Raw genomic sequence first — 22,678 nt, forward strand, 5'->3', positions numbered from 1 at the left:
TGACTTTATCATGGTATAAATTTCAACAGGCTCGCCATGCCCCCTGGGACGGATTCCACGCTCGGCAGCTTCCTCCGGGATCGTCGGTCGAAGATGGACCCGGCGGCATTCGGATTTGGCGGCGGGCGTCGGCGCACACCGGGATTGCGCCGGGAGGAAGTTGCCCAGCGCGCGAACATTTCCCCCACATGGTATACTTGGCTTGAGCAGGGCAGAGGCGGCGCACCATCCGCTGACGTTCTCAACCGCATCGCAGCCGGGCTGATGCTGACCGAGCCCGAGCGCGAGCATCTTTTCATCCTCGGGCTCGGACGCCCGCCGGAAGCGAATTACAAAGGCTCCGATGAGGTAACGCCACGGCTGCAGCGCGTCCTGGATGCATTTCCGTTCAGCCCGGCGATCATCAAGACGGCGACCTGGGACGTCGCGGCATGGAATGCAGCAGCGGCAACGCTTCTGACCGACTATGGAACGCTTCCTCGCGAGCAGCGCAATATCCTGCGTCTCATGTTTACGGATTCCCGCATGAAGGCGGCGCAGGAGGATTGGCTCAGCGTCGCCCGCCATGTCGTCGGCGCCTTCCGCGCGGATGCTGCTCGGGCCGGCGCAGGCGGGGAAATCGCGCGGTTGGTTGAGGAACTGTCGAGGCTAAGTCCGGAATTCGAGGCGCTCTGGCGCGATAACGACGTTGCCGGACATGCGGCCGGACTGAAGCGCCTTCATCATCCCGAGCACGGCCCGATCGAGCTCGAATTCTCGGTCTTCGCGGTCGATGGCCGACCAGATCTTGGGATGATCGTCTACAACCCGGCCTCTCCGGAAACGACCAAGCGTATTCAATCGTTGATGGCGCCCCCGACCGATCCCACACGTATTTGAAGCAGCAGCGAACCCAACTCGCGTCTCCAACCAATGGTCCGCGTCTCACGTTGTTCACATTCAGGGCAGTCAGACTACAATCCACCAGATCCCGCCGGCGGGAAATGTCCGGAACTGCTGATCGACTGTGCCAGTTTGCCTGGGAGTCGCACAGTGCGGCGTCATGGGGCTATAGCGCACATATAGTTCTCGTCTTGGTCGCTCCCTCCGCCAGACCCGCCGATTCCCTCCATGGCGCGATATTGCCGCCGACAACCGCACACCATCCGTCGGTATGGTGAGCCGTCGCGCCTCTTGGCGGGCACGCACCATTTTGCAACCGGCGCGAGCAACGGCGGATCCATTGTGCCGACAGACCCGTCGGAAGCTGCAAAAGGCCGTCATGCATGCCCGAACGACGGGCCGGGGCAGCGACAGACCCTATCGTTCAGCTGAAACGCTGAGGGTCCATGCAGTCAAATGGGACCAATAAGCCAGCAATACAACCAAAATAACCGCAACATCTATAAATAACAATGAATACAAACCTCTACATTTCCTCCATCGGAAGCACGCAGGGTGCGTGCGGATAAACAACGATCGAGATTGAAATGAACAAATTCGCCTATATTCTGGCCGCTACCGCGTCTTTTTCCTATGTGGGCACCTCGGAGGCGAAACAGAATCGCTCTGAGCGTCAGGCCTGGGGGGGCATGGTGGCGAGCGAACACGTGCCGGATGGCTTGGTCCATGAGGGCGGGAACGTGACGATGACCCATCGCGTCGAGACCCTGAGCGTGGAGCCCGATATCGCGCGGCAGATCGAGGTCGACGCCCGCTCGTCGCGTATGGCGGGTTGATGCCGTGCGGACGATGCCGGGCCGCCTCCGCCCGTGCATCGCGCGCCTGCCCAGCCTGACAACGGCTCATCGTCCGGCGGAGGTCCGAACGTCGCTGTCGGAAACGTTGCTCCTCGCGATACGGCGGCAGGAGGAGCCGAGAAGGCGACGACGCAGCGGCGCCCCACATCGCGATAACCTATCCATTCCCCCTACGTTACTGGACGTGCGTATAGTAGGATACCTCGACAGTCATCCCTAGTATCTGGTCAGAGCGATCCAGCATCGCGACCGGATGAGCGCGACGTGTATTCGTCGTCTCGGAGCAGTTCTTAAAACTGCCTAGGTATGGCACAATGGACACACAAGGTATATTTGAAAGGCCGGCCGAAGACGAAACTTTACTGGACCCGATCGCTTTCGGCGCTGAAGTCGCGCGTCATCGACGTCCCGTTGATGAAATGGCCCGGGTTCTGCATACCAGCCCCCGGCAACTGGCCTCAGCGTCGGAAGGCTTCATCGCCCATTGGGCGCACAGCGCTCTGCACGATACCGTCGAGCCGATGGCCGACCATGTCGTGATGACCTATGTCGGCACGATGCAGCGGCTGGAGCGGCGTACCGGTGGATCGACGCAGGTCGGAACGGCCGGTCCGGATACGGTGACGATCATCCCTGCGGGATCAAGCGCCCGCTGGGACATTCCCGGCCGCATGAATGTCCTTCAGCTCTATCTCCCACACGCGACGCTCGAACGTATCGCCGCCGAGGCCGAGCGCCCCCTCTCGACGTCCGTCGTGGAACGGACCGGGTTCCGCGATCCCACCACCTCGCGCCTGCTGGCCAGCGCGGCGGACGTTCTCGTAGGCAGCGACGCCCTCGACGCGCTGTTTCGCCAGCAAATCACCGAGCTCGTCGCCACCCGGATCCTGTCGGCCCACACGAGCGCCCGCACCGCACGGCGGCCGGCGACGGGAGGGCTCTCGCCCGCGGTCCTGCGGCGCGCCATCGAGCGCCTTTCCTCGGATTGCGACGCCGACGTGTCGCTGGTGGCGCTCGCGACGGACGCGCATCTTTCCCGGTTTCATTTCTGCCGCGCGTTCAAGGAGAGCACCGGCCTGTCGCCGCATGCCTGGCTCAGGCAGCACCGGCTTGCCCAGGCGATGATCCTGCTGCGCGACACCAACGAGGCCGTCATCTCGATTGCCGTTGCGCTTGGCTACGGCTCGCAGTCCGCCTTCGCCACCGCGTTCCGGCGGCTGACAGGCGAAACGCCAAGCCGTTGGCGCCGGCGCGCACGTTAACAGCAATCGCGCGGCAAGGACGGCAATCGCTCACGGGCACGACATGCCGCCCGGCTTTCTACTCAGGCCCGAGGAAACCCAAACCGTGAGGCGGCCATGGTCGAAGCGCATTTTACCAGCGGCACGCTCAAGGCCTATCCGAGCCTTCCGCACGGCATGTGCACGACCCAGGCGGACCTCGTCCCGGCCGAACTGCTGGCCGTCATGACCAGCTGAGGGCCCGCCAACTTTCCCGCCACGGACCAACGACCGCCCGCGCTGCATGGCGCGGGCCCGACGACGCACGCTCTTTCATCCCCAACCGAACGGAGTATATCCCATGCGACTTCTCATCATCGGCGCCGGTTTCGCCGGCATGTATGCCGCCCTTTCCGCCGCCCGCCTGCGCGACATCGAAGGCGTCTCGCCCGACAGGTTCCAGATCGCGCTGGTGGCGCCTGTGCCCACGCTGACGGTGCGCCCCCGTCTCTACGAGCCCCGTCCCGAAACCCTGACGGCCCCCCTTCTCGATGTCCTGGACGCTGTCGATGTGGACTATGTGCAGGGGCATGCGGAACGCGTCGACACCACCGCGAACGAGGTGGAGATCATGACGCGCGATGGCCGGCGCAGGACGCTCGCCTATGATCGCCTCGTGCTTGCCACCGGCAGCCGGCTGTTCCGCCCCGACATTCCCGGCCTCGCCGCGCACGGCTTCAGCGTCGATACCGTCGACGATGCCATCGCCCTGGACCGCCATCTCCACGGGCTTGGCGCCCGTCCCGCGACACGGGCGCGCAACACGGTGGTCGTCGCCGGCGGAGGGTTCACCGGCATCGAGGTCGCCACCGAAATGCCGGCCCGGCTGCGGGCGATCCTCGGCGCCACGGCCGACATCCGCGTCATCATTGTGGAACGCAGCGATGCCATCGGGCACGATCTGGGCCCCGGCCCGCGGCCCATCATCGAGGAGGCACTCGACAAGACCGGCGTCGAGGCGCGCCTGACCACCGGCGTCACCGCCCTGGATGCCGCCGGCGTCATGCTTTCCAATGGCGAGCGCATCGAGGCGGAGACGGTGTTCTGGGCGGCGGGCATGCGCGCCGCGCCGCTGACGGCGCAGATTCCGGCCGAGCGCGACAATTTCGGCCGGCTGGTCGTCGGGCGCGACCTGCGCGTGCCGGGCGTATCCAACGTGTTCGCGACCGGCGACGCGGCGAAAGCAGCGTGCGATGACGCGGGTACCATTGCCCTCATGTCCTGCCAGCACGCCACGCGGATGGGGGCGTTCGCCGGCAACAACGCCGCCGCCGATCTGCTCGGCCTGCCGACCATGACCTATCACCAGAAGGCCTATGTGACCTGCCTCGATCTCGGTTCGGCCGGCGCGCTGTTCACCCGCGGCTGGGACCGAAAGGTCGCGTTCGTCGGCGCCGAGGCGAAGAAGATGAAGCAGGACATCAATACGATCTGGATCTATCCGCCCAAGGCCGAGCGCGCGGCAGCGCTGGCCTCCGCCGATCCGGCGCGCGTCACCGACCTCTGAAGGCGGACACGAAAGCCCGTCCGGTGAAAGCGGGTTCACCGGACGGTCTCCAGGTTTTGTCCTTACGCATTTTCTTCGCGCGAACCGGAACCCACTTCGCTCGAAAATGCTCTATCGATGCGCGGGTCAGGAGGTTTCCGGCCCGCGCATCGCCTCGGGCAGCGATTGCCAGGCACGCACCAGCTGGCCGAGCGAACTCGCCTCCATCTTGCGCATGCCGTTGCCGCGATGCAGCTTCACGGTGACTTCGCTGATGCCGAGATCAAAGGCAATCTGCTTGTTGAGGCTTCCGCGCATCACCTTCTGCAGGACCTCCCGCTCGCGCGGCGTCAGCGTTTCATAGCGCTCCATGCTGCGCCTCGCCAGGACGGCCTCGGCGCGCCGGGCACGGTCGAGGGCGATGCCGGCAGTCACGGCATCGAGCAGGGTCTGGTCCCGCACCGGCTTGGTCAGAAAATCGACGGCACCGGCCTTCATTGCCTGAACCGTCATTGGAATGTCCCCATGGCCGGTGAGGAAGACGACCGGCTTGGACGTTCCGCTCTGCGACAGGTGGTGCTGAAGGTCGAGACCGCTAGCTCCCGGCATCCGCACGTCCAGTATCAGGCATCCGGGACGATCCGGGAGAGTGGCATCCAGGAACGCCTTGGTCGAGGCGAAGGCGACCGGCTCCAGGCTGGCCGAGAAAACGAGTTCGGAGAGCGCTTCCCGGATGGCGGCGTCGTCATCGACGATGATGACGATCGGGCGCGATGCGTCGCTCTCGCGCGGGAGAGGCGACGGCGTGGACTGCCGCATGAGCGGCCGGTTGACGATCATGCTCACCCTCCGATTTTTCGGCTGTGCAAGGCGTCGGCAATGGCCAGGAGCAGTTCCGGCGCGTCGAACGGCTTGCGAAAGAAGCCGCTTATGTCCTGCGCGCGGCTCTGGTCGGCGAACTCATAGCGGCCACTGATGAGAAACACGGGGATCTCGGGGTGCAGCTTTTTCACTGCCTCGCGTAGCGCGAGACCATCCGCGCCCGGCAGGCCGATATCGGTAATCAGCACGTCGACGGCTGCCAGCCCGCTTCCGAGGAGCGCCTCCGCGGAGCGGAAATTGATCGTGCGATAGCCGGCCGATTCCAGAAGGTCCTGCAGGGATTCGATCAACCGCGGATCGTCATCGACGATGGCCGCCAGGGGTCGCATCTCGCCCATTGTCACGGCCCTCCCGCGCGGCGTGAGCCAGAGAGAGGGATCTCCAGCTTCTCCGCCATCCGCACGAGGTCCGCCAGCGATGCCGCGTCCATCTTTTGCATCACATTGCGCCGGTGCATTTGCAGCGTGACCTCGCTGATCCCGAGCTCCGCCGCCGCCTGCTTGTTCAGAAGTCCGCTAATCACCAGTGGCAGCACCTCGCGCTCGCGCGGCGTGAGGTCGGCATGTCGGCGTCTGAGCGCGCCGAGCTCGTCGCGGGCGGCACGTTCTTCCCGGTCCCGCGCAAGCGCGGTGCGGATCGCGGCCATCAGGTCCGCGTCGCTGAACGGCTTGGTCAGGAAATCGACCGCGCCATGCCGGATCGCGCGGACGGAGGCGGGGATGCTGCCATGGCCGGTGATGAAGACGATGGGCGGATGCCCGGCATTGGCGATCTGGGTCTGAAAATCGAGCCCGTTAATGTCCGGCAGTTCCACGTCGAGCACGAGGCAGGCGGTCATCTCCGGCTTTGCCGCACGGGCATATTCGCCGGCCGAGCCGAAGGTGATCGCCCGGATGCCGTAGGATTCCAGCATGTCGACGAGTGCCTCGCGAATGCGTGCGTCGTCATCGACGACAAAGACGACATGATCCTCCGCCGTCATGCCGCCACGTCCGTTTCAACCGGCAGGGTGAAGACGAAGATCGCTCCCCGCGGCTCGTTGCTTTCGATCCACAGGCGCCCGCCATGGCTCTCGACGATCGAGCGGCAAATGGCCAATCCCATGCCCATGCCGCTTTCCTTGGTGGTGAAGAACGGCTCGAAGATCCGGTCCGGGAAGGCGACGCCGGCGCCGAGATCGCTCACCCGGACCTGGACATCACCCTCGGCGCGGTGGACGCGAATCCCGACGACCTTGTCGCCCTCGGCCGCTTCCATCGCCTCCATCGCGTTGCGGAGGAGGTTTATGAGAACCTGCTGCAGCTGCACGCGGTCGAAGACGACGCGCGGAAGGCCGTCCTCGATGTCGACGTGCAGGCGGATGCGCCGTCGTGTCGCCTCTTCCGTCAGCAGGCGGCGCGCTTCGCCGATGACGCTGGGAAGCGCGGTTGACGTCCTCGGCTGAACGGACTGTTTGAACAGGGCGCGAATGCGGCTGACGACATCCGCCGCGGCGTTGGAATCGCGGATGATGCGCTCGGCCGTGATCATCGCTCGCGGATGATTGGGCGGCTCGGCGCGCAGCCAGCGCAGGCAGGTGTGGGAATTGGCGACGATGGCGGCGAGCGGCTGGTTCACCTCATGCGCGATCGAGGCGGAAAGCTCCGCGAGGCTTGCCGCCTGGCTCGCCCTCGCGAGATTATCCTGCGCCAGCCGCAGATCTTCCTGCGCCCGCACCTGATCCTCGATTTCCAGACAGATCCCGTTCCACTGCACGATCGTTCCTTCGGCGTTGCGCATCGCTGCCGCGCGGGTCTCCACCCAGCGATAGACCCCGTCGAAGCGGCGCAGCCGATGCTTCATCTGGTAGGGCTCGCCGGTCGAGAGCGCGTGCGCGTAGCGCTCCTTGACCGCGGCGAGATCATCGGGGTGGATGATGGCGTCGAGCGTGTTTTCCAGCCGTGTCCGCTCGGCATCGTCCTTGTCGGTGAGGCCGAATCCCAGATAGTCGCGCAGCTTTTCGCTGCGGTAGGTCGGCTTGCCCTCGGGCGTGGCGCAGTAGATGAGCGCCGGCAGTGTTTCGACCAGTTGGCGGTGCGCGTGCTCGCTTTCGCGCAGGCTCATCTCGGCGACGACCCGTTCGTGAATGTCGACGCTCACGCCATACCACTGGTGAATGACGCCGGCCTCATCCCGCAGCGGCTCCGCCCGGGTCGCGGTCCAGCGATAGGAGCCATCGGCCCGAAGCTGGCGATAGGTCGCGGCGTAGGGGATACCTTGGAGCATCGACCTGCCGAACGCGTCGCGCGCCGCCTGGCGGTCCTCCGGGTGAATGACGCTCAGCGAGGCGGAGCCGTCCGGCGCGGTGATGTCGGCGAGGGATGCCCCTGTCGTGTCGATGAATCGCTGGTTGGCATAGGTCGGCGTCCCCGAGGCCGTGGTGCTCCAGATCATCGTTGGAACGGCTTCGATCAACTGGCGCAGCTGGAATTCTTTGGCGCGCAGGGCCGCTTCGGTTTTCTTGGGCAGGTCGATGTCGATCGATGTGCCAAACCAGCCTGCGATATGTCCCTCGGTGTCAAGGAAGGGCTTGGCGGCCGTCTTGGCCCACGCATAGACGCCATTGGCGCGCCGGATGCGGAACTCGGCGCGGAAGGGCGCGCCGGTCTCCAGGCTGTGGCGCCAACGGATAGCGACCGCCTCATATTCATCGGGATGAAGCAGAAGCTTCCAGCTGATATCGCCATCCCGGAGCGAAGCGTTGAGGTCGTCCGGCGTCAGGCCGAGCGTCGTCTGCGCGAAGAGCGGCAGGTAGATCCAGGCTCCAGCCGCATCGAAGGCCCACCCATTGCCGAACAGGTCCTCGACCGTCCTGGCGGCCTGCACGGTATCGGCCGTGGGCGAGGCGAAGGTGGGAGAGTGCGTCATCGGCTCCTCCCGCACGGTCTCCAGATCGCTGATCTCAACCACGGCCTCATAGGACGGCACGGAGCGGGTGCGGAACCAGCGATAGCTGCCGTCCGGCTGGCGCTGCCGATAGCGCATGACCTGTGGAACGCCGGTCCAGAATGCCCGCGCCGAGGCGAGCGTCGACGCCAGCCGATCGTCGGGGTGAAGAAGGGGTGCGCCGGCGGGCTCACCGGGCGCGGCCTCTTCTGTGAGCGTGCGGCTCGCCCTATCGGGAGCGGCCCTCGCCATGCCCAGCATCCTGTGGGCAGCGAGAACGCCGCCCAGCGAGAGCACCAGTGCGAAGCACCCCCCATAATTCATGCCCTCGTCCGGCAGCGAGCCCTCGCCTTCGTTGGTCGCCAGCAGCGACACGGCAAGACCCGCCGTCGCTACCCCGAGGAGCGGAAGAAGCCATTGGCTGGCGACCCGCAGGAAGAGCACGGCGACGACCGGCGCCAATCCCAGAGGGAGATAAAGACGCCAGCCCGCGACCATCCCGGCGGCGCAGGCAAGGACCGCCAGCGCAAGACAGACGGGTCGCGAAATGGCCATGACGTCTTCTCCAGCGAGATCGCCGCGCGTCGAGTGTTCAGCGCCGCTCGATCCCGGCCGTGGCTCGGGCGGCGTGGTTGCACCCTAATCGTGCGCGGCCGCCCGCGCATCCTATCGAAACCCATTGGTTGCCCGCTGTCTTCGGCGGGCCCATGGCTCGCCATGCCGCGAACCTGTGCCATGGCATGGCCGGGCCATGGGCCTGTCGAGAATGTTCCTAGAGGCTGAAGCCTCCATCGACGCCCAGAACCTGACCGGTCACCCAGTCCGCTTCGGGATCGGCGAGCGCCACGACCCAGCGTGCGACATCCTCCGGCACGCCCCGGCGGCCGAGCGGGATCATGGCCGCCTCGCTGGCCTTGATCGCCGTTATCTCCGCGTCGGAAAAGCCCATGCGCTCGCGCAGGAAGTCCGACTCCACCGGACCCGACGCCACCGCGTTGACGCGCACGCCCGCCGGCGCGAGTTCGAGCGCCCAGGCGCGGGTCATCTGTTCCAGCGCGGCCTTGCTCGCGCCATAGGCGGAGAACCCCGGCACCGGCTTGCGGCCCAGCGTGCTCGACAGATTGACGATGGCGCCCCGCGCATGGTGCAAGGCCGGCAGGCACGCTCGGGCGAGAAGCGCCGGGCCGAACACATTGGTTCGGAACGCCGCTTCGAGATGCTCCGCCGTCATTTGATCGAGCGGGGCGGGCTGCCCGGCACCGGCATTGTTCACGAGAACATCGAGACGCCCCCACCGCCGCAGCGCTTCCGCTACCGTGGCTTCGGCGGCCTGCGGACTGCCGGCATCGGCGACGAATCCTTCGATCGACGGATGTGCGCCGGCTGCCGCCGCCAGCGGCTCGGGCCGCCGCCCGGTGATGAGGACGTGGGCGCCCATCTCCGCCAGGCGCCGCGCCACCGCGTGACCTATTCCCGCCCCGCCACCGGTGACGAGGGCGACCCTTCCTTCAAACATTGCCATGACGACCTCCATTCTGGTCATCGGCATGTGCGGCGGCGGCACTGTTTACTCAATGGCCGAAATCCTGGCCGTCTGTTTCGCTTTCTGCAATGATCGAGGCATGGACAGGCTGCGCTCCTATGAGGTCTTCGCCACCATCGTCGCCTGTGGTGGCTTCAACCGGGCGGCGGCAGAGCTCGCCATCTCGCCGGCCAATGTCAGTCGCCACATCCAGCAACTGGAACAGGCGCTCGGCACCCGGCTACTGGAGCGCACCTCCCGCCGCATGGAACTCACGGACAGCGGCCGAGAGCTGTACGCGCGTGTTCGCACGATCCTCGACGAGGTTGCCGATCTGGAGAGCGGCCTGACGGCCGATGGCCGAACGGCGCGCGGACGGCTGAGGGTGAATGCGCCGCTGACCTTCGGTCTCACCTGGCTGAACCCGCTCATCACGGCGTTCGCGGAGAACCATCCCGCGATCGAGCTTGATCTCCACTACAGTGATCGGGTCATCGAAATGGCGGATGAGAGCTTCGATCTGGCGCTGCGCATCTCCCGTGCCGGCGCTGAAAGCCTGGTGTCGCGACGTGTGGCAACGACCCGGATGCTGGTGTGCGCGTCGCCTGGCCTGCTCGCCGGCAAGGGAGAGATTGTCAGCGTCGAGGGGCTTCGCGGCTTGCCCCGTGCCGGCTACCTGTTCTCCGACAGCGCCAATGCGTGGACGCTGGACGCCGTCGACGGCACGCGCCACGCGATCGAGACGCCATGCACGACGATGTGCGCCAACGGGCTGGGCTTGAAGGCGACCGTGCTGCGCGCCGAGGCCATCGCTCTTTTGCCCGAGTTCCTCGTCCATGGGGAACTGCGGTCGGGGCAGATCGTGGAAGTGCTGCCGGCGCTCCGGGCGGAACCGATGGACGTGCGCATCGTCTATGCCCACCGTCGGCACCTCGCCCGACGAGCGCGGCTTTTCATCGACTTCGTCGTCGACCGATTCCGCGACATACCCTGGCAATGACATCTCGCTGCATCGGGTCATGTCCGGCCCTGCAAGAGCGCCGATGCCTGACCAGAGAAACGTAGATTTCGGACGCCTCGCGACTGGAATAACAGGGCCTGTACGATTCGGCCGCTCATCCTATTCCCGCGAATAGTCGATGACCACTTCACCTCGACGTAGCGTCATCGATGCCGCGTGTAGGGCGGTCACAAGGAGATGGACATGAGCCTCAATATTACTTCACATCCCGAGAGAGCCCCCAGCGAGCTGGTGCCGTCGCGCTACGCGGTTCAGGTCGGCGACATCGACGTGCTGGTGATCAGCGACGGTGTGCTGCCGCTTCCGACCAAGATGCTCGGGCACAATGCCGATCCGGACGTGCGGGCCGCTTGGCTGAACGACATGTTCCTGCCGCCGGACGCCTTCGACTGGTCGCTCAACGTGGTGCTGGTGAAGAGCGGCGGGCAGACCATACTCATCGACGCCGGCCTCGGGCTGGACCCGAATCTCAACCTGCCCCGCGCCGGCCAGCTGATCATGCGACTGGAGGCGGCGGGCATCGACCTCGGCGCGGTGACCGACGTGGTGCTGACCCACATGCACATGGACCATGTTGGCGGACTCCTCGTCGACGGCGTGAAGGAGCGCCTGCGGCCGGACCTGCGGATCCATGTGGCGGCGGCCGAGGTCACGTTCTGGGAAGCGCCCGACTTCACCTACGTCGACATGCCGCCGGGCTTTCCGGATGCGCTGCGGGCGACCGCCAAGCGTTTCGCGGACGCCTACCGCAGTCAGCTTTACCTGTTCGACCAGGAGCACGAGGTGGCGCCGGGCGTCATCGTCCGTCGTACCGGCGGTCATACGCCGGGACACAGCATCGTCCGCATGGCCTCCGGAGGCGACCGGCTGACCTTCGCCGGCGACGCCGTGTTCACGGTCGGGTTCGAGCACCCCGATTGGCACAATGGCTTCGAGCACGACCCCAAGGAAGCCGCCCGCGTCCGGGTGCGCCTTCTGACCGAGCTGGCGGCGACCGGCGAGCAGCTGGTGGCAACCCATCTGCCGTTCCCATCCGTTGGCCGGGTGGCGGTGGATGGCGATGCCTTTCGCTGGGTGCCGGCCTTCTGGGATTACTGACGCGCCGATTGCCCCGATCAGAGCCCAGGGAACCCAAGCGGATTGCCCCTTGCGGGTCCTGATCGGGTCCCCGGGCGCTTGCCCGTACTGGATGCGGAAATGGACACTGAGCTTGAACCGATACCGGCCCGCGACGCGCACGAAAGCCCGGAGCGTGAGAACACCTCCGGCTTCTGCGCGCCGGGCCGGGCGCCGACAATGGGCGGAAAGCCGGCCGCGGGAACGACGTCCGCCGGAAAGGTCGAACCGCCCGCCGGCGCCGAAGGCCAAGACAATCGCCAGCGTCGCCTGCGGCTGCTGCTTCTCTTTGGCGGCTTTCTGCTGTTTGCGGCGGCGGCGTGGTGGCTGTGGGCCAACGTTTTCGCCGGCGACGTCGAGAGCACGGAAAACGCCTACACCAATGTCGAGCTGGCGCAGGTGACACCGCTGGTCAGTGCGCCGGTCAAGCGCGTGCGGGTGGTGGAAAGCCAGAAGGTCGCCGCGGGCGACGTGCTCGTCGAACTCGACGACGCCGACCTTCGCCTCGCCGTGAGCCAGGCCGAGGCGGCGCTGGGAAAGGCCCGGCGCCGGGTCTGGCAGCTGGAGGCCAACGACGCCAGCCTCGAAGGCCAGGAGAAGGTGCGCTCGGCGGAGGAAGCGACAGCCCGTGCCGACCTCGCCCGCGCGCAGGCCGATCTCGACAAGGCGCTGCTCGATGAGGACCGGACGCAGAAGCTCTCCAGCCACGGCTGGGCGCCGACGCAGCGGCTCGACGATGCCCACACCAGCGTCCGGCAGGCACGCGCTGCGGTCGCACAGGCCGAGGCCAGCATCGCCGTTGCCCAGGCGGCGCAACATGCCGCCACCGGCGCGCGCCGCGCCAACCAGGCGCTGCTGGAAAACGCCACGGTGGAGACCAACCCCGAGGTGGCCGCCGCCAGGGCGCAACTGGATCAGGCCCGGCTCGACCTCGACCGCGCCATCATCCGCGCGCCGGTGGACGGCATCGTCGACCCGCGCCGCATCGCGGTCGGCCAGCGCGTGCAGGCCGGCGCCCCCATCATGGTGGTGGTGCCGCTACAGGACATGCATGTCGAAGCCAATTTCAAGGAAGTGCAGCTGGCCCGCGTCCGGCCGGGCCAGCCGGTCCGGCTGACCTCCGATCTCTACGGGTCGGACATCGTGTATCGCGGTCGCGTCGGCGGCTTCGCCGGCGGCACCGGCGCGGCCTTCGCCGCCATCCCGGCGCAGAACGCCACCGGCAACTGGATCAAGGTGGTCCAGCGCCTGCCGGTGCGGATCGATCTCGACCCGGCCGAATTGCGTACGCATCCTCTGCGGGTCGGCCTTTCCATGCACGCGACCATCGATCTCTCGGGGTCTCATTGACATGTCCGCGGAAGGTGCCGACCGGGCGGGGCGGGCTCACCCGCCGCTGAGCGGGAGCGCGCTGGCGCTTGCGGTGGGAGCGCTGGCCTTTGCCAATTTCATGGTCGTGCTCGACACCACGATCGCCAATGTCGCCATGCCCACCATCGCCGGCGATCTCGGCGTGTCGACCACCGAAGGCACGTGGATCATCACCGCCTATGCCGTGGCCGAGGCGATCACCGTTCCGCTGACCGGCTGGCTCTCCCGGCGCGTTGGCGAGGTGCGGGTGTTCCTGTGCTGCGTCGTCGCCTTCATGGTCTGTTCCATCCTGTGCGGTCTGTCCGGCAGCCTGGCCATGCTGGTGCTGTTCCGGATCCTGCAGGGATTTGCCGGCGGACCGCTCATCCCCTTGTCCTCCACGCTGCTGATGGCGATCTTCCCCCGGGAGAGGGCCAATGTCGGCCTCGCCATCTGGGGCATGACGACGGTGGTCGCGCCCATCTTCGGGCCGATCCTTGGCGGCTACATCTCGGACAATTATCACTGGGGCTGGATCTTCTACATCAACCTCCTGTTCGGGGCCGCTGTCGGCGCGATTGTCTGGCGTTGCTGCGCAGGCGCGACACGCCGACCGAGCGCGCGCCCATCGACGTCGTCGGCCTGATCCTGCTCGTCGTGTTCGTCAGCGCGTTCCAGACGATGATCGACAAGGGGCGCGAACTGGACTGGTTTTCCTCGTCCTTCATCGTCTGGATGGCGATCACCGCCTTTGTCGCCCTCGTCACCCTGGTTATCTGGGAACTGACCGACGACAACCCGGTGCTCGACCTCTCGGTCTTCCGCTCCCGCAACTGGCTGGTATCGACCCTCACGCTCGGCCTGATGTTCGGCCTGTTCTTCGGAAACATCGTGCTGACGCCGCTCTGGCTGCAGCAGATGATGGGCTACACCGCGACCTGGGCGGGCTTTGCCACCGCACCCATGGGCATTCTGGCCGTGCTGACGGCGCCGCTCGTTGGCCGGCTGATGGCGCGGATCGACCCGCGTCTCATCGTGACCTATGGCATGACCATGCTCGCCGTGTCGTTCTACATGCGGGCGCAACTGACGGCGCAGGCGGATTACATGTCGATCGCGCTCGCCATGTTCGTGCTCGGCGCCGGCGTGCCGGCCTGCCTTGTCACGCTGACATCGCTCGCGGTTTCCGATCTTCCCCCGGAGAAGATTGCCGGCGGGGCCGGCCTGCAGAACTTCATCCGCGTGATGGCGATGGCGGTCGGCGCCTCGCTGACCTCGACCTATTGGGAGAACGCGACCAAGCAAAGCCGCGCCAATCTCGTGGCGATCATCGACTCCGCCGTTGCGCTTCCCGCCCCGCCCGGCGTTTTGGCGGAGTCTCGGCTCGCATTGTTCTCAAAAATGGTCGACGCCCAGTCAGTGATGCTGGCGACCAACAATTTCTATGCCATGGCGAGCGGGCTCATCCTCGTCTTCGCCGCCGCCGTGTGGCTGGCGAAACGCCCGACCGCACCTCTCAAACAGGTGGGGCACTGACCATGGCCGCTCGGCTCATACAGACGGGCCCACTCAGGTCATGGCGCTATGGCGAATACATGGTTCTTTCCTTGATCGCTCCCTCCGCTATTTCAGTCCCAAGCCGGGCACGGCGTTTACGCCATCACCCGATACCAGTGTCTGGAGCCGCCGCTCGGATCGCTCCTGCCGCCGGTCGAGCACCATGGCGAGGATGGCTTCCAATCGTTCGGGCTGAAGCGGACGCTCTTGACGAGGACTGGCGACGCGATCGTCCTGCTTTTCCACCGGCACCGCCATTCCCATGCCGGTGTCAGCGTTTCGGCAATTCAGGAGCGCTCTGAGGCATGCCATCCGGCGTCCGGGGGCGCGCGCCGGGGAATCTCCAGTGTCACGCGCAATCCGCCGCGTGCACCCAGGGCCGCGGTGACGCGGCCACCATGCTTCTCTATCGCTCGCTTCGTGATCGCAAGCCCGAGACCGTAGCCCTCTGGAGCGCCAGCATCGCTGCCACGCAAGAAGGGTTGGAAGATCCGCTCAAGATCGGGGGCCTGCACGCCGGGGCCTTCATCCGCAACCGTCACACGGAGCGTCTCTCCGACAATCTCGGAGCGAACGGAAACGTGGGATCTGTCGGGGGAATACTTCAGGGCATTGCGAATGACGTTCTCAAACGCGCGATAGATCAGTTCGCCGTCCACGTCGGCGACGAATGTCGCAGCGCCTTCATTGGAGACCGACATCCCGCGCGCCTGCCCCTCGAAGGCGGCGTCATCCACGATCCCGTTGACGAGGTCCATGAGGTCGACAGTCTGAACCACGCTCTCGTCGGATCGGCTCGTCAATCTCGCGAGCGTGAGGATCTCCCCGACCAGTCCGTCGATGCGCTCGATCTCGCGATCCATGCGGTCGATCATCTTGTCGAGCCTCGACGGATTCTGCCTGAGCACACCGAGCGCCGCCTGGAGCCGGGACAGGGGCGACCGGAGTTCGTGGGAGACATCATGGAACAGTCTCTGCTGGATCTCCTGGAGATCCTGCAGGCGGGCTGCGCTGGTATCGAAGTCGTGGGCGAGAGCCGCCACTTCGTCCTTGCGGCCATGCATCCTGTCGCCGATGCGCACGTCGAACCGGCCATGGGCGAGCGCACTCAGCCCGTGCCGGAGGTGGGCGACGGGACCGATGAGGTAACGGGCGAGCGCAAAGGCAGCGACCGCGCTGGCGATCAATGCCGACGCCCAGGGAAGCAGCTTCGGCCACGTGCCTGCCATGGCGCCGGGTTTGGGCGTAACAAGCACTACGCGAGTGCAGATGTTGTCGGAAATGACGTTACGTACATTCTCGACATCGCCATTGGTGCAATTGGCTGCCGTGTCGACTTCGGAGATAGAAAGATGAACCGGCTGCGGAACAGTCGCCGCAGCGTGTGCATACGCTTTTGCAGCCTCTATACCCTTTTGTTCCAATAATCTGGCCGCGACATCAAGCGCCATGACACGTTTTTGACGTAATATTTCTTGCGAGAAGGGAGCTGCATCGAGAAGTTTGCCCACAACGAACAGGCCAGCGATCGATGCCGTCATCGTAAGCCATATGATGATGAAGAACTTCCAGAACAGACCACGCATCAACGATCCTGTAATAACTGGTAACCGTGTCCTCGTACCGACTGAATCCAGGATTGGCCGTCCTCCCGCATGCCGAGTTTCTGTCGAATGCTGCTCAAGTGAACGTCGATACGCCGATCGAACGGCATCAGCGGGCGGCCGAACGCATGCTTCGATATGTCCTGTTTGGAGACGAGCTGGCCGGCCTGTCGGGCCAGGACTTCGAGCAGGCTGAATTCGGTGCCGGTCAGATCAAGCGGCTTGCCGCGCCATTCCGCCGCCCGTGTCCCAGGGTGCATGACGAGATTCCCCGCACGGAGCAGGTCTGGCACCGCACCGGCAACCGCGGAGCCAGAACGACGCAGTATCGCCTTGAGCCTTGCTGCCAGTTCGCCGGGCGAGCAGGGCTTTGATACATAATCGTCAGCACCAAGATTAAGTCCGGCAATGCGATCGACGTCGTCGCCCTTCGCGGTCAGCATAAGGATAGGAATCGCGCTCAGCCGCCGGATCCGCTGCAGGACGTCGATACCGTTCATGTGCGGCATCATGATGTCGAGGACGATGATGTCGACGGTATTGGCGACTGCCAACGCGATCGCCGCACGCCCGTCTTCTGTGGCGGTGACCTCGAAACCCTCTTCGGTGAGGTACTCTTGCAGGAGCGTGGTGAGATCGACGTCATCGTCGATCAGAAGAACCTTTGTCATCCCGAGAGCCCGTCTTTCATCGTGGATGACAAATCCATACATAAAAATACCCGGCTGACGGGAGATTTTACCCTTCTTAACGCTGGCTTGATCGCACTTAACGCCCCAGCCGCTATCGAAGGCGGAGTATCCGTTGATAGTCCGGGCGGCGTATGAGTTCCGTGTTCAAGACGAAATCTGCCTCGCGGGCATCGATCGCGGTCAGCCGGCGCACTGTGAATTCACTCGTTGCCCTGCTTGCCGTGGCGGGCGTTGCGCTGGGCGTCCAGTCCTCTGGCGCGCAGGAGCAGAACGAGACCCCCGCCCTCACCGTAGCCGTCGTGAAGCCCGTGGAGCGCCAATGGCCCGAGACCGTGCCCGCGAGCGGCTGGCTGAAGCCCTGGCATGAGGCAATGGTTGCATCGGAGATCAGCGGTCTGCGCATCACGGATGTTCTCGTTGAAGTCGGCTCGGTGGTCGCAAAGGGCCAGGTGCTTGTGCGGCTCGCCCAGGAGACCGTGCGGTCGGACCTGCTCAAGGAAGAAGCGGCACGCGAGACGGCGAAAGCGAACCTCACCAAGGCCAAAGCGAACGCCGAGCGCGTGCGCAAGCTGCAGGGCAGCGGCGCGCTCTCGGACGAAAAGGCCGTCGAATACCTCAACGCGGAGGAGACGGCGATTGCCGACGTGAAATCGGCGGAGGCGACGGTCGAGGGCCAGAGGATCAAGATCGAGCAGACGACGATCCTGGCGCCGGATGACGGGATGATCACCTCCCGCTCGGCGCAGCTCGGCGCTGTGGTGTCGTCCGGCACCGAGCTGTTCCGGCTGGTGCGTCAGCGGCGCGTCGAGTGGCAGGCGGAGGTGTCGGCCCGCTATCTGCCGCGCATCAGGGAAGGCCTGGATGCCGTCATCGCGGGACCCGGCGATAACCGCATCACGGGGCATGTCCGGCTGGTTGCGCCGACGGTTAGCACCGATACGGGGCGGGCCATCGTCTATGTCGCGCTTCCAGTGGAGGCGCGTCCCCCGGTGGGACTTTACGTGACCGGCCATATTGAACTTGAAACGACACAGGCCCTCTCTGTGCCGCAATCCGCGCTGGTTTTCCGCGACGGCATCAACTACCTCTTCACCGTCAGCAACGACAGGCGCGTCACACGCATACGGGTCGAAACCGGCCGCCGCATGGCGGGCGAGGTCGAGATCGTGTCGGGCCTCGATCCATCCGCCAGGGTAGTGAAGTCCGGCGGGGCCTTTCTCGCCGACAAGGCCCTCGTCCGGATCGAGGGAGAAGCCGAATGAACTTCTCCGCTCTCGCGATCCGCAATCCTGTTCCCGTCATCCTACTGTTCATCCTGCTCACTGTGGGCGGCCTGCTCGTCTTCCACTGGCTGCCGGTCCAGAATTTTCCCGACATGGACCTGCCGACCGTCAAGATCACCGCCACGCTGGAGGGCGCGTCTCCCTCGCAGCTGGAGACCGAAGTCGCCCGGAAGATCGAAGACAACCTCGCCTCGCTCAGCCTGCTGGACCACATCACCACGACGATCACGGACGGCCAGGTGTCGATCAGTGTCTCCTTCACGCTTGAGAAGAACAGTGAAGAGGCGCTCAACGAAGTCCGCAACAAGGTGGACAGCACGACGGATCTGCCGTCCGAGATGGAAGCGCCCAGCGTGACCAAGGTGACGGTGCAGAGTTCTCCGCTCATCACCTATGCCGTTCGCTCCACGCGCCTCAATGAGACCGAACTGTCCTGGTTCGTCGACAACGACATGACCAAGGCGCTACTGTCCGTTTCGGGTGTCGGCGAAGCCAGCCGCGTCGGCGGGATCGATCGCGAAATTCATGTCGACCTCGATCCCGACATCATGGGGTCGCTGGGGGTCACGGCTGCCACCGTCTCCTCGCGCCTGAAAGCGGTGCAGGCCGACAGTTCCGGCGGGCGCGGCGAGATCGGGGGCGGCAGGCAGACCATCCGGACGCTCGGCGCCGTCGCCTCGGTGGACGATCTCAAGGCGCTCGCGATACCGCTCACCAATGGCACGCTGGTGCGGCTTGACGAGATCGGCAACGTCACGGACAGCTTTTCGGACCGCTCGTCGCTCGCCTATCTCAAGGGGCAGCCGGTCGTCGGCGTCGAGATCAAGCGATCGAACGGCTTTTCCGACACCGGCGTCGCGGCCGACCTCCGAGCCGCGATGCTGACATTTGCGGCCGACAATCCGGATGTGGAGATCATCGAGGCCTACAGCACGGTCGGGCCGATCATCGAAAACTACGACGGCTCGATGCATATGCTGTACGAGGGCGCGATCCTCGCGGTCGTCGTGGTCTGGCTTTTCCTGCGCGACTGGCGGGCGACGTTCCTGTCGGCGGTGGCTTTGCCGCTGTCGGTCATCCCGACCTTTCTTGTCATGTATTTCGCCGATTTCAGCCTCAATACCGTAACCCTCCTCGCGTTGTCGCTGGTGGTCGGCATCCTGGTCGATGATGCCATCGTCGAAGTCGAGAACATCGCGCGTCACCTGCAAATGGGAAAATCACCCATAGATGCCGCGCTTGAGGCCGCCGACGAGATCGGGCTCGCGGTCATTGCCACGACCTTCACGCTTGTCGCCGTGTTTCTGCCGACCGCTTTCATGAGCGGCATTCCCGGCCTGATTTTCCGACAGTTCGGCGTCACCGCGGCCGTGGCCGTTCTCGCCTCGCTGCTCGTAGCCCGTTTTCTGACGCCGATGATGGCTGCCTACATGATGAAGGCGCATCCGGTCGAGCAGAAGGATGGCCGGATCCTGCACGCCTACATGGCGTTCATGAAAGCGTGCTTGCAGAACAGGATGCTGACGGTTCTCGGCGTCTGCGTCTTCCTCGGCCTCTCATTGTCGACGATCCCCTTTCTCAAGTCGGGCTTCCTGCCGGCTTCCGACGACGCGCAGACGAAAGTCACGCTGACCTTGCAGCCCGGCAGCACGATCGAGCAGACCGACGCGACGGCGCGCCGAGCCGCCGATGTCATCGCAAGGCTGGCGGACGTCACCAGCGTTTACGTCGCTGTCGGGAGTGTATCGTCGGGCGGTGGACTGAATTCCACCACGACCAGCGATGTTACCTCGGCAACGCTCGTCGTCGATCTGACGGCCATCGGCGACCGCGACCGCAAACAGGCCGAGATTGAGGGCAGCATACGCCAGGCACTGACCGTGCTGCCGGGCACGCGCGTCGAAGTCGGATCGGGAGGCAATGGCACCAAGCTGGAAATCACGCTCGCCAGCGACGATGCCGACACACTCGACAAGGTCGGCGCCAGTCTCGAAGAGCAACTACGCGGCATCACCGGCATCGGCGCGGTGACGTCCAGTGCATCCCTTCAGGCCCCCGAGGTCCAGATCACACCGGATTTCACGCGCGCCGCGGCTCTGGGCGTGACATCGGAAGCGATTTCCGAGGCGGTCAGGGTCGCAACGAATGGCGACTATTCAGCCGCAATGGCCAAGCTCAACCTGACACAGCGGCAAGTGGCGATCCGGGTGCGGCTGGATCCGCGAAACCGCGCGACGCTGGACGATATCGCCAATCTGCGGGTGGCCGGCAGCAATGGCAGCGTCGATCTCGGCTCGATCGCCGACATCCGCATTGGCGGCAGCCCATCCGAGATCAACCGCATCGACCGGTCGCGCAACATCACCCTGTCGATCGAGCTCAACGGCCGCACTCTCGGGGAGGTCAATAGCGAAGCCCAGGCCCAGCCGGCGCTCAAGAACCTGCCGCAGGGCGTCCGGCTGGTCGAACAAGGTGAATTACAGCGCAGTTCCGAACTGTTCGCGAGCTTCGGCATCGCCATGGCGATCGGTGTTTTCTGCATTTATGCGGTGCTGGTGCTGCTGTTCCACGACTTCCTGCAGCCGGTGACGATCCTGATGGCGCTGCCGCTGTCGCTCGGCGGCGCGCTTCTACCGCTGGTTCTCACCGGCACCAGCTTCTCCATGCCCGCGGTCATCGGGCTGCTCATGCTGATGGGCGTAGTGACGAAGAACTCCATTCTCCTGGTCGAATACGCCATCATGGCGCGTCGAGGCGGCATGCCCCGGTTCGATGCTCTCGTCGACGCCTGCCACAAGCGGGCGCGGCCCATCATCATGACCACCATCGCGATGGGGTGCGGCATGCTGCCGGTGGCCTTGAGCCTGAGCGGTGGCGACTCCAGCTTCCGCCAACCCATGGCCATCGTCGTTATCGGCGGGCTGCTAACCTCGACCTTCCTTAGCCTCCTCGTCATTCCCGTCATATTCACCTTCGTCGACGACTTCCTGACGCTTCTGAAGCGGCTGTTTCACACGAAGCAGGCGAGGGATGCGACAGGAACGCCTCCCGCGGCGGCTTGAAGCTGCACGGGATGGACAGAGCTTGGGCTGTGCATTGCCGAGGATGGATATACACACAGCAACGTATTCGGCAATATTACATCATTAGAAAATGTATATATTTAGAAATACGATAGACTTAACTTGTTGCGCCACGATCAATCATTCTGCTGTAGACAATAGATACCTGATGCAAGCGCAACTGCATCGGGTCTGACTGGGGCGCTGACTCACGACTTCACCCGTCGGCAGCGCCCCAGTCACCAAGGACGCATTGGTTGCCGATACGATCAGTGGGGGTGGCGACGTGACGAAGCTCAACCACAGAATCGCCTTCACCTCGCAAAATGTCGACGCACTCCAACCGCCGGCGACGAGGCATTCCCGCCGATGAGGCCGAGCGCTGACCTTGAAGTCGGGGAGACCCACGGAGCCTCGGCGCAGATGAGTGGCCGCGCGGTGTCCCTATGCGTCGTCGCGTCAGGTGTTTCCTATCAGATCATGCGCGGGATCGATTACGGCAGGAGCGGTGGGGAGGCCGACCTTAGCCGGGGGCGCAAAGCGCGCCATTCTCCGCATTGCCGTTTTCATTCCGTTTTGCCCCCCGCAGGGCACCGTGGCTTCCGCTTGCGTCGAGTTCCAGGCGGCTTTGCCCCCTCCGAAAACCTCTGCGCGGTTCGGGGGGTCGACATCCAGAGCTCCGCTCACACCATGAAGCGATTGCCATCAATTCTAGACGTGAGTGCAAAAACCCCGACACATTTATATATATGGAGAAATACATTACTCCATAATATCTCAATAAAAATTTATTCGAAATATTGAGACATTTGACTGCAGAAAAATAGCCTGAAACTCGGCCTATTGCTTCATATGTGGCGCGAACGCGGGCATGTCGTTTTCGCCCAAATACACAATACTACAGTTTTGGATAATTAAGTGCTCAGTGGTGCAACATGACGTCAAGAGATAATTGGAAAGCACTTTATCCATACATTCGCGATTTCGTATTTATCATTTTTTTATTATTTGGCACACTCGGAATTGCGGAATTCGATCGTCTGAACGCTCAGGAATTGGCGTCACAGAGCGCCAGCTCGATCGTGGTCGAGGGCAACCGTCGCGTCGATGCGGAGACCATCCGCTCCTATTTCCAGAGCAAGCCGGGTGAGCCGCTGAC

At 64.5% G+C, this 22,678-nt stretch carries 20 protein-coding genes; 12 read left to right on the plus strand and 8 right to left on the minus strand.

Annotated elements, in window-relative coordinates; translation table 11 throughout:
- Nucleotides 1–36 precede the first annotated feature (36 nt).
- From QOZ99_RS14775 to QOZ99_RS14790, 4 genes are all read left to right on the plus strand, one after another.
- Nucleotides 37–879: a helix-turn-helix transcriptional regulator gene (locus QOZ99_RS14775; RefSeq protein ID WP_306890746.1), complete on the plus strand. Its 843-nt coding sequence runs from the start codon at nt 37–39 to the stop codon at nt 877–879.
- A gap of 590 nt (nt 880–1,469) precedes the next feature.
- Nucleotides 1,470–1,718 carry a hypothetical protein gene (locus QOZ99_RS14780; RefSeq protein ID WP_306890747.1) on the plus strand — a complete coding sequence of 83 codons (249 nt, stop codon included), beginning with the start codon at nt 1,470–1,472 and terminating at the stop codon, nt 1,716–1,718.
- Nucleotides 1,719–2,053: 335 nt separating this feature from the next.
- The gene (locus tag QOZ99_RS14785; protein ID WP_306890748.1) at nt 2,054–3,001 is read left to right on the plus strand and encodes an AraC family transcriptional regulator; all 948 of its coding nucleotides are present in this window, start codon (nt 2,054–2,056) and stop codon (nt 2,999–3,001) included.
- Between the two features lie 319 nt (nt 3,002–3,320).
- The gene (locus tag QOZ99_RS14790; protein WP_306890749.1) at nt 3,321–4,526 is read left to right on the plus strand and encodes an NAD(P)/FAD-dependent oxidoreductase; all 1,206 of its coding nucleotides are present in this window, start codon (nt 3,321–3,323) and stop codon (nt 4,524–4,526) included.
- A 126-nt stretch (nt 4,527–4,652) separates the two neighbouring features.
- On the opposite strand, the gene QOZ99_RS14795 is transcribed toward QOZ99_RS14790, so the two are convergent.
- The 5 genes from QOZ99_RS14795 to QOZ99_RS14815 form a co-directional block, all read right to left on the minus strand.
- Complete coding sequence (locus QOZ99_RS14795; protein WP_306890750.1) at nt 4,653–5,345, minus strand: response regulator transcription factor; 693 nt, start codon at nt 5,343–5,345, stop codon at nt 4,653–4,655.
- Nucleotides 5,346–5,347: 2 nt separating this feature from the next.
- Nucleotides 5,348–5,725 carry a response regulator gene (locus tag QOZ99_RS14800; protein WP_306890751.1) on the minus strand — a complete coding sequence of 126 codons (378 nt, stop codon included), beginning with the start codon at nt 5,723–5,725 and terminating at the stop codon, nt 5,348–5,350.
- 2 nt (nt 5,726–5,727) lie between these two features.
- Complete coding sequence (locus tag QOZ99_RS14805; protein WP_306890752.1) at nt 5,728–6,369, minus strand: response regulator transcription factor; 642 nt, start codon at nt 6,367–6,369, stop codon at nt 5,728–5,730.
- Nucleotides 6,366–8,867 (minus strand): PAS domain-containing sensor histidine kinase, encoded by a 2,502-nt coding sequence (locus QOZ99_RS14810; protein WP_306890754.1) that lies wholly within the window; start codon nt 8,865–8,867, stop codon nt 6,366–6,368. The genes QOZ99_RS14805 and QOZ99_RS14810 overlap by 4 nt, the downstream gene beginning before the upstream one ends.
- Before the next feature lie 217 nt (nt 8,868–9,084).
- Nucleotides 9,085–9,834 (minus strand): SDR family NAD(P)-dependent oxidoreductase, encoded by a 750-nt coding sequence (locus QOZ99_RS14815; protein ID WP_306890755.1) that lies wholly within the window; start codon nt 9,832–9,834, stop codon nt 9,085–9,087.
- On the opposite strand from QOZ99_RS14815, the gene QOZ99_RS14820 reads away from it, so the two are divergent.
- The 5 genes from QOZ99_RS14820 to QOZ99_RS14840 all read left to right on the plus strand — a co-directional run bounded on the left by QOZ99_RS14820 (nt 9,833) and on the right by QOZ99_RS14840 (nt 14,857).
- The gene (locus QOZ99_RS14820; protein ID WP_306890756.1) at nt 9,833–10,834 is read left to right on the plus strand and encodes a LysR family transcriptional regulator; all 1,002 of its coding nucleotides are present in this window, start codon (nt 9,833–9,835) and stop codon (nt 10,832–10,834) included. The two genes, QOZ99_RS14815 and QOZ99_RS14820, sit on opposite strands and share 2 nt — an antisense overlap.
- Nucleotides 10,835–11,032: 198 nt before the next feature.
- Nucleotides 11,033–11,953 (plus strand): MBL fold metallo-hydrolase, encoded by a 921-nt coding sequence (locus tag QOZ99_RS14825; protein WP_306890757.1) that lies wholly within the window; start codon nt 11,033–11,035, stop codon nt 11,951–11,953.
- Between the two features lie 42 nt (nt 11,954–11,995).
- Entirely contained in the window at nt 11,996–13,321 is a 1,326-nt protein-coding gene (locus QOZ99_RS14830) for an HlyD family secretion protein (protein ID WP_306890758.1), read from the plus strand.
- Between the two features lies 1 nt (nt 13,322).
- Complete coding sequence (locus QOZ99_RS14835; protein WP_306890759.1) at nt 13,323–13,967, plus strand: MFS transporter; 645 nt, start codon at nt 13,323–13,325, stop codon at nt 13,965–13,967.
- Nucleotides 13,910–14,857: an MFS transporter gene (locus tag QOZ99_RS14840; protein ID WP_306890760.1), complete on the plus strand. Its 948-nt coding sequence runs from the start codon at nt 13,910–13,912 to the stop codon at nt 14,855–14,857. Before QOZ99_RS14835 ends, QOZ99_RS14840 begins: the two co-directional genes overlap by 58 nt.
- A gap of 87 nt (nt 14,858–14,944) precedes the next feature.
- Here the strand turns inward: QOZ99_RS14840 and QOZ99_RS14845 are convergent, their stop codons facing one another.
- From QOZ99_RS14845 to QOZ99_RS14855, 3 genes are read right to left on the minus strand one after another with little or no spacing between them, the layout of a single operon-like run.
- A complete protein-coding gene (locus tag QOZ99_RS14845) occupies nt 14,945–15,142 on the minus strand; it encodes a hypothetical protein (protein WP_306890761.1) in 198 nt (65 codons plus the stop codon).
- 23 nt (nt 15,143–15,165) lie between these two features.
- Nucleotides 15,166–16,464 (minus strand): HAMP domain-containing sensor histidine kinase, encoded by a 1,299-nt coding sequence (locus tag QOZ99_RS14850; protein ID WP_306890762.1) that lies wholly within the window; start codon nt 16,462–16,464, stop codon nt 15,166–15,168.
- Nucleotides 16,464–17,153, minus strand: a complete 690-nt coding sequence (locus tag QOZ99_RS14855) for a response regulator transcription factor (protein WP_306890763.1) — start codon at nt 17,151–17,153, stop codon at nt 16,464–16,466. Before QOZ99_RS14855 ends, QOZ99_RS14850 begins: the two co-directional genes overlap by 1 nt.
- 233 nt (nt 17,154–17,386) lie before the next feature.
- On the opposite strand from QOZ99_RS14855, the gene QOZ99_RS14860 reads away from it, so the two are divergent.
- From QOZ99_RS14860 to QOZ99_RS14870, 3 genes are all read left to right on the plus strand, one after another.
- Complete coding sequence (locus QOZ99_RS14860; RefSeq protein WP_370876865.1) at nt 17,387–18,436, plus strand: efflux RND transporter periplasmic adaptor subunit; 1,050 nt, start codon at nt 17,387–17,389, stop codon at nt 18,434–18,436.
- Complete coding sequence (locus QOZ99_RS14865; protein WP_306890764.1) at nt 18,433–21,519, plus strand: efflux RND transporter permease subunit; 3,087 nt, start codon at nt 18,433–18,435, stop codon at nt 21,517–21,519. The genes QOZ99_RS14860 and QOZ99_RS14865 overlap by 4 nt, the downstream gene beginning before the upstream one ends.
- Before the next feature lie 935 nt (nt 21,520–22,454).
- A partial coding sequence (locus QOZ99_RS14870) for a cell division protein FtsQ/DivIB (protein WP_306890765.1) occupies nt 22,455–22,678 on the plus strand: 224 nt, incomplete at its 3' end.

Source organism: Ancylobacter amanitiformis (assembly GCF_030814815.1).
Lineage (GTDB): Bacteria > Pseudomonadota > Alphaproteobacteria > Rhizobiales > Xanthobacteraceae > Ancylobacter > Ancylobacter amanitiformis.